Annotated in this window: 12 protein-coding genes and 1 tRNA gene; 3 read left to right on the plus strand and 10 right to left on the minus strand. The window is 37.4% G+C overall.

The genetic code is table 11. From position 1 onward, the window contains the following. Positions 1-51 precede the first annotated feature (51 nt). A complete protein-coding gene (gene rbsU / locus R4146_RS00115) occupies positions 52-930 on the plus strand; it encodes a ribose/proton symporter RbsU (protein WP_339959451.1) in 879 nt (292 codons plus the stop codon). 100 nt (positions 931-1,030) lie between these two features. Here rbsU and R4146_RS00120 read toward each other — a convergent pair whose 3' ends face one another. The 10 genes from R4146_RS00120 to R4146_RS00165 form a co-directional block, all read right to left on the minus strand. Further along, on the minus strand, positions 1,031-1,750 hold the full coding sequence (locus tag R4146_RS00120) for a winged helix-turn-helix domain-containing protein (RefSeq protein ID WP_339959452.1): 720 nt from the start codon (positions 1,748-1,750) through the stop codon (positions 1,031-1,033). Positions 1,751-1,809: 59 nt separating this feature from the next. After that, positions 1,810-2,547 carry a phosphate signaling complex protein PhoU gene (phoU, locus tag R4146_RS00125; protein WP_339959453.1) on the minus strand — a complete coding sequence of 246 codons (738 nt, stop codon included), beginning with the start codon at positions 2,545-2,547 and terminating at the stop codon, positions 1,810-1,812. A 12-nt stretch (positions 2,548-2,559) separates the two neighbouring features. Then, the gene (pstB, locus tag R4146_RS00130) at positions 2,560-3,324 is read right to left on the minus strand and encodes a phosphate ABC transporter ATP-binding protein PstB (RefSeq protein ID WP_339959454.1); all 765 of its coding nucleotides are present in this window, start codon (positions 3,322-3,324) and stop codon (positions 2,560-2,562) included. A 16-nt stretch (positions 3,325-3,340) separates the two neighbouring features. After that, on the minus strand, positions 3,341-4,141 hold the full coding sequence (pstB, locus tag R4146_RS00135) for a phosphate ABC transporter ATP-binding protein PstB (protein WP_339959455.1): 801 nt from the start codon (positions 4,139-4,141) through the stop codon (positions 3,341-3,343). Between the two features lie 19 nt (positions 4,142-4,160). Next, positions 4,161-5,048 (minus strand): phosphate ABC transporter permease PstA, encoded by an 888-nt coding sequence (pstA, locus tag R4146_RS00140; protein ID WP_339959456.1) that lies wholly within the window; start codon positions 5,046-5,048, stop codon positions 4,161-4,163. After that, a complete protein-coding gene (gene pstC, locus R4146_RS00145) occupies positions 5,048-5,971 on the minus strand; it encodes a phosphate ABC transporter permease subunit PstC (protein ID WP_339959457.1) in 924 nt (307 codons plus the stop codon). The genes pstA and pstC overlap by 1 nt, the downstream gene beginning before the upstream one ends. Positions 5,972-6,058: 87 nt before the next feature. Then, entirely contained in the window at positions 6,059-6,940 is an 882-nt protein-coding gene (locus R4146_RS00150; protein WP_339960615.1) for a phosphate ABC transporter substrate-binding protein PstS family protein, read from the minus strand. 129 nt (positions 6,941-7,069) lie between these two features. Next, positions 7,070-7,142 (minus strand) — tRNA-Arg (locus R4146_RS00155). 44 nt (positions 7,143-7,186) lie between these two features. After that, positions 7,187-8,542: a DEAD/DEAH box helicase gene (locus R4146_RS00160; protein WP_339959458.1), complete on the minus strand. Its 1,356-nt coding sequence runs from the start codon at positions 8,540-8,542 to the stop codon at positions 7,187-7,189. After that, complete coding sequence (locus R4146_RS00165) at positions 8,535-9,317, minus strand: GH25 family lysozyme (RefSeq protein WP_339959459.1); 783 nt, start codon at positions 9,315-9,317, stop codon at positions 8,535-8,537. Before R4146_RS00165 ends, R4146_RS00160 begins: the two co-directional genes overlap by 8 nt. A 171-nt stretch (positions 9,318-9,488) precedes the next feature. Between R4146_RS00165 and gntK the strand changes: the two genes are divergently transcribed. Together gntK and R4146_RS00175 are read left to right on the plus strand one after the other, a co-directional pair. Beyond that, positions 9,489-11,036, plus strand: a complete 1,548-nt coding sequence (gene gntK, locus R4146_RS00170; RefSeq protein WP_339959460.1) for a gluconokinase — start codon at positions 9,489-9,491, stop codon at positions 11,034-11,036. Between the two features lie 107 nt (positions 11,037-11,143). Further along, a complete protein-coding gene (locus tag R4146_RS00175) occupies positions 11,144-12,460 on the plus strand; it encodes an APC family permease (protein ID WP_339959461.1) in 1,317 nt (438 codons plus the stop codon). Positions 12,461-12,502 lie beyond the last annotated feature (42 nt).

Below are 12,502 nucleotides of genomic sequence, written 5' to 3' on the forward strand. Positions count from 1 at the left end.
TTTAGTGTAGACTAGTCTAGTTATAACAATTTATGCTTAGGGGGAATCAATGTGCACACTATTGCATTATTAATTGGATTAGGTCCACTTTTTGGGTGGGGACTATTTCCCACCATCGCATCTAAAATTGGTGGAAAACCCAATAACCAAATTTTAGGAACTACGATTGGAACATTATTTCTCGCAATCTTATTTGCAGTCGTCAGACAGCTAGAAATTCCAACTGGTGGCGCTTTTATCCTTGCGATGCTATCTGGAATTGGCTGGGACTTTGGTCAAATTTTAGCTTTTAAGTCTTACCAGCTAATTGGTTCATCTCGAACCATGCCAATTACAACGGCACTCCAATTAGTTGTAACTTCACTATGGGGCGTTTTTGCATTAGGCAATTGGCCATTATTAAATCAAAAATTAATTGGTTTAGCTGCATTAGTCGTTATCATTATTGGAGCTGTTATGACTTCATGGCAGGAATCAAAAGATCAAGCTAGCTCTAAAGATTTAGGTAAAGCCACCCTCTTGTTAGTAATTGGAGTCTTTGGTTATTGGTCTTACTCTGCTGCTCCACAAGCAGCCCATATTGATGGTGTACATGCATTCTTACCACAAGCAATTGGAATGGTCATTGGAGCAATCTTATATAACCTATTCACCATTAAAAAAGAAAATGTATTTAAGGAAAAAGTCTCATACATGCAAATTTTCGCTGGTTTCTTCTTCGGATTCGCAGCGTTAACTTACTTAGTATCTGCTCAACCCGATATGAATGGATTAGCAACTGGGTTTGTCCTATCACAAACTTCAGTTATTGTTGCTACCATTACGGGAATTTTCTTCTTAAATGAACGTAAAACAACAAAGGAACTTATCGTTACGGTAATTGGATTAATTATTATTCTAGTGGCCGCAACTGTAACTGCATTTCTATAAAAAACAAAACGGACTAGTTAAATTGACTAGTCCGTTTTTATATTCAAAAATAAAGCTAATTAAAAAGGGATTTCAGCTAAGCCAGAAATCCCTTTTTTATCTATTCAAATTGGTATCCGAAACCACGAATCGTCTTTATTTTAGCTTCATCATTTGCCAGAGTCTTTAACTTATCCCGCAAGTGACTAATATGCATATCAACAATTCGTGAGGAGATGTATGAAAATTCATCTTGTTCTGAACCCCATACTCCATTATAAATTTTTTCACGACTTAGCACCATTCCACTATGACGGATCAAATAATTCATTAAGTAAAACTCTTTTGGCGTTAACTTCATATTATCATCATAGTATTTCACTTGAAAATGCTTCAAATCAACTGTGAAATTTTTGTACTTAATCAAATTATCGTGTTTGCTAACTTTGGACTCATTAGAATTACTATTAGCCTGTTCATAAACCCAATTCTTTTGCTCAATTCTTAAGATAATGCCTAATCCTTCAGCAGGATTGACAATGTAATCATCCAAATGAGCTTCAAATATCGCCTGTTCATGATCAGGATGGTATTCCTTTTCAATAGTAATAATGGGTCCATTGAACGTCCGTCGAACCGATTTTAACGTTTTCATGGACTCACTAAAAGACTTTGATAATCCTAAATCCCAAATAACGCCAACAATCTTAGAGTTATTTAGGTAGCTATCAATGTCAGCAACATTGGTAAAGTTATTAATGAAAAAGCCACGATTATTTCCAGCAGCATTGATTTTCATGGCTAATTTCAAATGATTAGTTACTAATAAAATCGTGTTCATGATTCCACCCCAAAGTTAGATTATTTAAAACGCTTGATAATTAATGGTTTTAAATAGTTTTACTTTTCGGTGTTGTTAGAATCGGCCATTTCTTTCTTTTCAGTCTTAAGTTCATTTTTAATTAAATCTGGTTCAATTTTTCCAGGATTTAATTCAGTTAGCTTACCAGAATGGTTGTAAACCACCCATTCATCTAAGTTAACGATGTGATCACCAATTCGTTCCAATAATCGAACTACTAGTAAGTAACTAGCAGCAGAAGGAATCTTTTTGGTATCCTTTTCAATTTCAGCAATAATTAAGTTCCGACATTCAACGAAATACTTATCAATTGTTAAATCATCTTGTGCAATTAACTTAGCAGCAGATTCATTTTCATGAAGATAAGCATCTAATGTTGCTTCAAGCATTTCACGAATCTTAAGAGTCATCTTAGAGATAATGTGATCAACATCCGTTAATTTTTGTTTCTTCTTCATCCGTAATGTTTCTTGAGCAATTGAACTTGCGTGATCACCAATTCGTTCTAGGTCAGAACTAGCTTTTAAGATACAAATAATTTGTCTGAAATATGCAGCCACTGGTTGTTGTAAGGCAATTAGGTTAAGTGCTTCTTTTTCAAGGTCCACTTCTTCAGTATTAACCCGTGAGTCATCGCTAACAATCTTCTTTGCTTCTGACTTATCATGTTGTAAAAATGTCGTTGAAGCTTGGTAGATTTGCTCACTAACGTTAATCCCCATATTCATGAAAGTACTTTGTAGCTTCTTTAATTGTTCAATAAAATCATCGTGCATAATATTTTCCCCCTAACCAAATTTACCGTTTAGATAATCGTTTGTTTCTTTTTCCCGTGGATTGATGAAGATATCCTTAGTCGGACCAGCTTCGATCAATTTTCCATCCAATAAGAACGCTGTTTGGTCAGAAATACGAGATGCTTGTTGCATATTATGGGTAACTATTATAATAGTATAGTCTTTTTTGATTGAAAGCAACGTGTTTTCAATTGCATAACTAGAAATTGGATCCAACGCACTCGTTGGTTCATCTAATAGGATGATTTCTGGCTTAACTGCCAACACCCGTGCAATACAAATTCTTTGTTGTTGACCACCTGAAAATGATAACGCACTGTCATTTAAGTTGTCTTTTACTTCATCCCAAACGGCAGCTTGTTTTAAACTAGTTTCCACAATTTCATCCATTTCCGCTTTAGAAACTTTATTGCGTCCAGCTAGTTTAACTCCATAAGCTACATTTTCGTAAACGGAAAATGGAAACGGATTTGGTTGTTGGAATACCATTCCCACTTTCGTTCTTAAGGCAGTAATATCAACATCTGGTGCATAGATATCTTTCTTGTCCAACTTAATGCTACCAGTAACCGTCACGTTTGGAACTAAGTCGTTAATCCGATTTAAGCATCTAAGGTAAGTCGACTTACCGGATCCAGATGGTCCAATCAGTGCTGTAATTTCGTTCTTTTTAAAATCTAAATTGACACCGTGTAAAGCCTCTTTTTCTCCGTAATAGAGGCGAACGTTTTCTGAAGTAATAATTTTATCCGTCATTGATTCAACCCCCATTTTAACCGAAGTTCCCAGAAATGTAGTCTTCTGTGGCTTTAACATGTGGATTAGTAAAAATCCGTTCAGTCCGATCGAACTCAAGGGCATGCCCCAAGTGGAAGAAGCAAGTGTAGTCACTGATTCGAGAAGCTTGTTGCATGTTATGAGTCACAATAATGATCGTGTAATCTTTCTTCAATTGATTAAGCGTATTTTCGATATTTTTAGTTGAAATTGGATCCAACGCACTGGCTGGTTCATCCATTAATAAAATATCTGGCTTCATTGCAATTGCCCGAGCAATACATAATCTTTGGGCTTGCCCACCTGATAGAGAAAGAGCACTAGTATCTAAACGGTCTTTTACTTCATCCCATAGGGAGGCACCCTTTAGACTTTCTTCAACTCGTTTATCTAATTCGGCCTTATCTTTGATACCATGTTGTTTTAAAGCAAAGGTAATGTTTTCACGAATAGACTTGGCAAATGGATTGGGACGTTGGAATACCATTCCAATATGACTTCTAACTTCATACACATTAACATCAGAAGAGTTAATGTCCGTTCCACGGTACAAAATTTGACCAGTTACTCGGGCTACATCATCGTTCATCCGGTTAAGACATCTTAAATAAGTTGACTTACCAGACCCAGAAGCTCCGATCAAAGCCGTAATTTTGTTTCTAGAAAATGATAAATTGCCATCATGAAAGGCATGGTTATCACCATAGTATACTTGAATATCTTTAGTTACTAGCGCTTTTTCTTCATCAAAAGAAGCGAAGTAGGTATCATTAAAATCATAGTTATTAAGTGCCACAATAATTCTCCTTCACTGATTACTTACTAGCAGTCATTTTATCGTAAAGACGTTTTCCAAGCCAGTGAGCTCCCAAGTTAAAGATCAAAATAACGATAATCAATACCGCAGATGATCCACTTGAAATTGCACTTGCGTCAGGAGTAACCCCTTCTGTATTAACTTTCCAAATGTGAACCGCTAGCGTTTCAGCAGGCCGCATTGGGTTCAAGAAACTAGCGGAATTAAATGGATTAAAGTCACCATAGTTAATGGTAGGAGCACTTTCACCAGCAGTGTAAATTAAAGCAGCGGCTTCACCAAATACCCGTCCAGCACTAAGAATAATTCCAGTAATAATTCCAGGGATGGCAATTGGAAAGATAATGCCAGTGATGGTCTTCCATCTTGAAAGCCCAAGTGAAGCACCAGCTTGACGTTGTAAATCAGGTACTGATTCAAGTGATTCTTGAATGCTCCGGGTCAATAATGGAAGGTTAAAGAACGTTAATGCAATGGCTCCAGATAAAATTGAGAACCCTAATTGTAACTTAATAACGAATAATAGATAACAGAATAAACCAACAATAATTGATGGAAGTGAGCTAAGCACTTCGATCGTGGTTTGGATTAAATTTGTAAACCAATTTTTAGGTGCATATTCAGCTAAATAAATTCCAGATCCTAAAGCAATTGGGAATGAGATAATTAAAGTTAAAATTAATAAATAAAGCGAGTTAAACAATTGGTCACGAATTCCACCACCAGCAGAAAATGACTGTGAAACAGAAGTCAAGAAATGCCAAGAAATGTGTGGAACCCCAGTTACTAAGATAAAGCCAATCAATAAGGCTAAGATAATCACAACGATTGATACTAATACATATATTACAGCATTAGCAATCTTATCAGCTAATTTTGGATTCATTATTTATTCAGGTCTCCCTTCGAACCGATGAACTTAACAGCAATATTAAATACCAATGACATTAACAATAGGATCAATGCTAATGACCATAGCGCATTATTTGGTAGTGAGCCCATAACCGTATTACCAATTCCAGTAGTCAATTGACTAGTCAAAGTAGCAGCTAGTGTCAATAGACTCTTTGGTAACAAGGTAGCGTTCCCGATAACCATTTGAACCGCAAGTGCTTCCCCGAAGGCCCGTGCCATTCCAAAAATAATTGCAGTTAAGATTCCTGGGGTAGCAGCCCGTAAGATTACCTTGTAAATCGTTTGCCAACGGGTAGCCCCTAATGCTAATGAAGCTTCTAGATAGTAGTGAGGCACTGCCTTTAAACTATCAACGGTCAATGAAGTAATCGTTGGTAGCACCATTACGAATAGCACAATCGTCCCAGATAAAATCCCGAATCCAGTTCCACCGTAGATACCACGAATAAATGGCACTACTAATGTTAAACCAATGTAACCATAAACAACTGATGGAATCCCAACTAATAATTCAATAATTGCTTGTAAGAATCCTTTTCCACGCTTAGGTGAAATGATCGTCATGAATAATGCAATCGCAATTGCAAATGGCGTTGCAACTAATGCTGATAAAATCGTTACTGCAAATGAGGTAACGATCATTGGTAATGCTCCAACTTCTGGATTGCCATGTGCATCTACGGTTCCAGGACTCCAGTTAGTTCCAGAAAGAAACGACCACAAATTAACGTGATTAGTAGTAAAAGTAGCCATCCCGAATGAGATAATGAAGTATAAAACTAATAAGACTAATAGCATAATTGCAACAATACAAGTATAACTAATGATTTTACCGAATGTTTCTTGCTTGGTCTCTTTAGAAGGCTTCATTAATTTTGCTTTAATTTGATCCATTTAATTTAATCCCCCGTTAAATAGAAAGAACTGGATTCTGTACATACGTACGTTCTCCAGCTCAACTATTAATAAAAATTGTTATTATTACTTAGCAGTTACTTTGTTGTTAGCATCTTTTGAAACCTTCATGTTTGAGATACTAATGTAACCAAGTTTCTTAACTAAGCCATCTTGAACTTTACTTGATTGAATGTACTTGATGAACTTTTCAGCTTCTTTACTTGGCTTAGCAGTAGTGTACATGTGTTCGTATGACCAAATCTTCCACTTATTAGTTTCAACGTTAGCATCAGTTGGCTTTACATTATCAATTGATAATGGTTGAAGCTTATCATTTAAGAATGAGAATGATAGGTAACTAACTGCACCTGGTGTAGATTGAACAATCTTTTGAACAGTTCCGTTAGAATCTTGTTCTTGAGACTTAACAGCAGTTGCACCACCTAATACTGCTTGTTCGAATGTAGCACGGGTACCACTACCCTTAGCACGGTTAACAACGGTAATCTTTTCATCCTTACCACCAACTTGTTTCCAGTTAGTAATCTTACCAGTAAAGATTTCCTTTAATTGTGCCATAGAAACGTTCTTAACCCCAGCTTGCTTGTTAACAACTGGCGCCATTCCAACAACGGCAACTTGGTGATCCTTTAATTCGTTCGCCTTAATTCCGGCTTGCTTTTCAGCAAAGATATCTGAATTACCAATTTGAACCGCTTTTTGTTGAACTTGGCTTAATCCAGTACCTGAACCTCCACCTTGAACGGTGATGCTAGCGCCTGAATTAGCACTTTGGTAGTCGGTTGCTGCTTGTTCTACTAATGGTTGTAAAGCAGTTGAACCAACTACAGTCACCTTAGTACCTGAACTGGATGAACCAGTACCACTATTGGAACTGTTTCCACATCCTGCAAGTAACACACCAGATACACCTAAAATCGTAACAAATGATAACGCTTTTTTCATACTAAGCATTAAAAGAGCCTCCCTGAAAGTCCTTTATTTATTTAACAACTACATTCTAGCAATGCAATGTAAATATAATATTTGTTTTTTGTAAATTTTTTGTAAATTTGCATTATATTTTGTTACAAATGACCCCACCCGGACTCGAACCGGGATCAGCCGCTTAGGAGGCGGTCGCCCTATCCCGTTGTGCTATGGGGCCACAACACTCTAATTTTCTCATTTTTACAATCTAAAGTAAAGGTGTTATTTATCTGCATCCCGCCATTTTTTCCGCATTCCCTTATTCTTCAAATGCTTCTTGTTACGATGCTTAATTTGCTTTTTAGTTAGCCGTTTAGCTGATTTAGGTTGGCTGGTCACCTTAGATTGATTCGAACGAACAGCTGCCTTGTGGGTAGCTGACGTTGGGGTAGCCACTTTTTCTGCCGCTGGTTCAACGGATTGTGATTGTTGCTTAACGGGGTGGGGCTTTGGATCATTATTAGTTGGCTTAATGACTTCATCCACTAGCTTATTTTTATAGAAATAAGTTGGTTTCAAGTCGTACCCATTATCTAAAATCAATCGCTTTAAATCTCTAAAATCGTGATCATTACCAAAATTAACAACTAATCCTGGTTCCCCCATCCGACCAGTCCGCCCTACTCGATGAACGTATTGATTGGATTCATTTGGTAAATCAAAATTAACAACTGCTGGTAACTTAGCAATATCAAGTCCTCGAGCCGCCACATCAGTCGTTAATAATAACTTATAATGTCCCTTGCGAAATCCAGAAATTGCCTTTTGGCGTTGCATCTGATTCATGTTACTAGTTAATGTAGCAACACTATTAACATGGCTATGACGGAAGAAACTATATGCTTTATTTAAGTCTAATAATTGATCAAAAAATACTAACGCCTTAAATCCATTAATGTGTAACAAACGATTTAACATTTGATTGCGTTTACCACAGGATACATTCAATAGCCGGTGCTTAACCTCACCAGCACTTTGATCAATATCACGCACATCGATCAACGCCGGTGCATTAGTGAACCACTTATCTAGTGAATGTAAAATATCAGTATCTGTAGCAGAGAAAAACGTTAATTGAACATCAGATGGACCTTGATTAATAATATCTCTAACTGCCGTTAAAGTAGTGTCTTGTAATAAATCATCAGCTTCATCAATTACAACGGTCTGCAGACGGTGTAGCTTTAATTTATGATCTTCTAATAAATTCAAAACCCGCCCAGGAGTCCCAATAACAATTTCTGGTCGTTTTTTTAGTTTCTCAATCTGGCGTTTAACATTAGCACCACCCGTTAAGGCTAAGACCTTAGCGTCGTTTAACTTTGCCCAATCACGCATTACAGCGGTTGTTTGCATTGCTAATTCCTGGGATGGTTCTAACACTAGTACTTGGGTTCCATCCCCCGGTACCAGCTTTTCAACAATTGGCATTGTAAATGCAACTGTTTTCCCTGAACCAGTTGGTGATAAACCCAGTACTGATTGGCCATCCAAGATTGGTTGATACACTTGTTCTTGAATGGGAGTTAGATAATCGAACCCTAATTGATGAAAATGATCTGTAAATTGACTATTCAATAGTTGTTCCTCCATTATTTAATAAGTTTGGGGATTCATATTTACTCCATTGATGATGATCACCAATAAATACCAGCTGAATAAAAGCCTGACTCTGCCCATCATTACTTAAGATTTGATTAGCATTATATGTCTTAAGGCCACTTTGATCGGCAGATAGATGATTGCTAATCGAGCAGAATAAAGTCTGCTGATGCTTTAGTCGCACTTGCTGGTAAATTCCATGACTAGTCCAAATCAACACCCGCCGGTGGTAGGTATTTAGAATTAGTTTAACAAATTTATGAACCGACTTAACTTGCTCATGACTTAAGGCAACATCATTTGTATTGATTTGCACCGCAATTGGCAGGGTCCCAATTCGTTGTCTCACTTCACTCTTAAAGTTATCAAATTGTTGAGTGGCACTACTATTGAAACTAAATGAATGATAGACTCCTACCTTCAAATTAGCCCCCTGTGATCGTTGGTAATTATCAGCAAAGTCATCATCAGTGTATAACGATCCTTGGCTAGCCCGAATGTAAACAAACTTCTGACCAATATTTGCTAAGGAGATAAAGTCAACGTAGCTATTTTGTTGACTAACAACTACGCCGCGTTGATCGAAATTAACTAATTGACGATACTGGTAATTGCGGTACCAATTTAGCCCACTTAAGCCCAATAATATCATGATGATAATTATCAACCATCTGAACACTTTTTGCTTACGTTGAACTCGTTGCGTTCGAGCTAAGCGGCTCATTTGATTAACTTGTGTTTTCTTCCCCAAAACTCATCATTCCAATTTAATTAATGTCTTAATTATACATTACAAATATCTGATAATCGAATTTAATCTAGCTATTGCTTGAAAGGTGTATAATTGATTTCATATAATAGAGGCGTTATTTAATTACGTTGATTGAAAATTATACTTAATATAAGAGATGAGGGAACTTAAATGAACTATATAATTGGTGTTGATATTGGAACCACAAGTGCAAAGGTAATTTTATACGATCAAAATGGTAAAATTGCTGCAATGCAAAATAACGGTTATCCAATCTATCAAGACACGCCTGATATGTCAGAAGAAGATCCAGATGAAATCCTAGAAGCTACCATCAAAGGAATTCGTCGTCTAACTAAGACTGTTGATCAAACTAAAGATACGATCAAAGGCGTTTCGTTCTCCTGTGCCATGCATAGTTTGATTCTATTGGATGATGAATATAAGCCATTGACCCGCGCTATTACATGGGGTGATAACCGGGCATATAAATATGCCGAACGATTAAAGCATAGTAAAGATGCTAAGCGGTTATACGAAGTCACTGGGACGCCAATTCACCCAATGACTCCACTATCTAAAATTATTTGGCTAAGAAATGGCCATCCTGAAGTGTTCAATAAAGCCGCATGGTTCATCGGGATTAAAGAATACATCATTCACCGCTTCTTTGGGACTTTAAAGGAAGACTATTCCATTGCCAATGCCACCGGACTATTTAATATTTATAACATGGATTGGGACGATGAAGCTTTAAAGATCGCTGGGATCACCCGTGATCAACTCCCTGAACTAGTTGATACTACCTATCAACTAAAGGGACTTAAACCACATACGGCTAAACTACTTGGTCTAAATCCTAGTACCCCATTCGTTATTGGTTCATCCGATGGTCCCCTTGCTAACTTAGGGGTGAATGCCATTCAAAAGGGCGTTGAAGCAGTTACCATTGGAACCTCTGGTGCGGTTCGAATCATGACTGATAAACCCAAGACCGATGCTAAGGGTCGAGTATTTTGTTACTACTTAACTAAAGGTATGTGGGTAATTGGTGGTCCTGTCAATAATGGTGGGAGTGTCTTCAAATGGGTTCGTGATCAATTATGTGCTCCAGAAAAAGTTACTGCTGAACAAATGGGCGTTAGTGCATATGAAATTTTAACTAAAATTGCATCCAAAATTCATGCAGGTGCCGACGGATTAATTTTCCACCCCTTCTTGGGTGGTGAACGGGCACCCATTTGGAATGCCAATGCTCGGGGATCATTCTTTGGACTAACCAGAATTCACACCCGTGCGCATATGATCAGAGCTGCATTAGAAGGAATTGTGTTTAATCTATACACCGTTTCATTAGCGTTAAAAGAAGTCGTGGGTGAACCTAAGTCCATTCAAGTAACGGGTGGATTTGCTCAATCTGCTATTTGTCGACAAATTATCGCTGATATCTTTGAACAAGAAGTGCATATCCCAGAAAGTGTTGAAGGAACAGCACTAGGTGCTGCTACCTTGGGAATGTATAGTTTAGGGATGATTGATGACTTATCAAAGGTTAAAGATTTCGTTGGTGAAAGTTTTGCATTGGAACCTAACCATGAAAACTACGAAACTTACCGTGAATTATTACCAATTTACATTCGATTAATGCGTGAATTTGAAACTGAATACAAAAATATTGCTGATTTTCAGCGAAAACATGACGTTGATTTAAGTAATTAACATCCAAAGCCCCCGTTCATTCATTACGAACGGAGGCTTTTTTGAATAATGACTACTTATTAAAAAAGTGTTAAAATAATTGCATTACTTCGTTGGAGGAATGTAAAGTGAAAAATAGTAATAAAAATGGTATTGGACCCTTCGCCGCGTTTGCGACAGTAATGGGTACCGTTATCGGTGGTGGAGTCTTCTTTAAGACCGCCAGCGTTGTGTCCAGTACATATTCGTTTGGACTAACCATTTTAGTTTGGATTGTATCTGGAATCTTAACCATCTGTGCCGGCTTAACCGTTTCAGAATTAGCAGCGGCGCTCCCAGAAAGTGGTGGGCCCGTTAAGTTTTTGGAAATGGGATACGGTAAATTAACTGGTTTCCTGTTCGGTTGGGCACAATCATTAGTTTATACTCCTGGAAATATTGCTGGATTATGCCTAGTGTTCGGAGCTCAGTTTGTGAATCTTTTTCATATGTCCAGCAGTGCTAGTCTAATGATTGCCATTATCTGTGGTTTGACCGTCCTAATCGTTAACTTATTAGGAAGCCAATTTGCCGGTCGGGTGCAATCAGTTGCATTGATCGTAAAATTAATTCCAATCTTGATCATTGCAATCATTGGTTTATTCATCCCTGGTCAAGTGCACGTCCAATTATGGCCATTCACCCCAATCAATCACGCTAATCCATGGTCTGCATTTGGACAAGGGTTATTAGCTACCATGTTCGCTTATGATGGTTGGATTGGAATTAGTAACATTGCCGGTGAATTAAAGAATCCTAAAAAGGATTTACCAAAAGCAATTATTATTGGACTTAGTTTAATTACCGTTATTTACACGCTAATTAACTTTGTTTTCTTGAAAAACATGCCCATCAATGAAATCGCTGGTAATCAAAATACAGCCGCCCAAGTCGCAACTGAATTATTCGGTGCTTACGGTGGTAAACTAGTTACAATTGGAATCCTAGTATCTGTATACGGAGCCATCAATGGATACCTATTTACTGGAATTCAAATTCCACGGGTCCTAGGGGCTGAAAACATGGTACCTTTCAGTCAACACTTTGCCAAAATTACTAAGAATGGTGCTCCATATGTAGCAGCGATTTTTCAATTTATCGTTGCGTTAATCATGATGTTCACCGGTAGTTTTGATATTTTAACTGATATGTCAATGTTTATTGTATGGTCCTTCTTCTGTCTTTTATTCGTAGAAGTCATTATGCTTAGAAAAAAGCGCCCCGATTTGAATCGGCCATACAAAGTACCTGGATACCCGGTAATTCCAATTATTGCGCTGATTGGTGCGCTATTTGTATTAGTAATTACAATCTTTACTCAAACTGGATTAGTAATTGCGGGGGTAATTCTAACGTTAATTGGAATTCCTGTTTACTACTTACATCAAAGAAACATTGCTAAATAAAATATGTAAAATAAAAAAAGAAGCCGCTTAGGCTTCTTTTTT

Source organism: Nicoliella lavandulae, assembly GCF_037546185.1.
In the GTDB taxonomy this organism is placed as follows: Bacteria; Bacillota; Bacilli; order Lactobacillales; family Lactobacillaceae; genus Nicoliella; species Nicoliella lavandulae.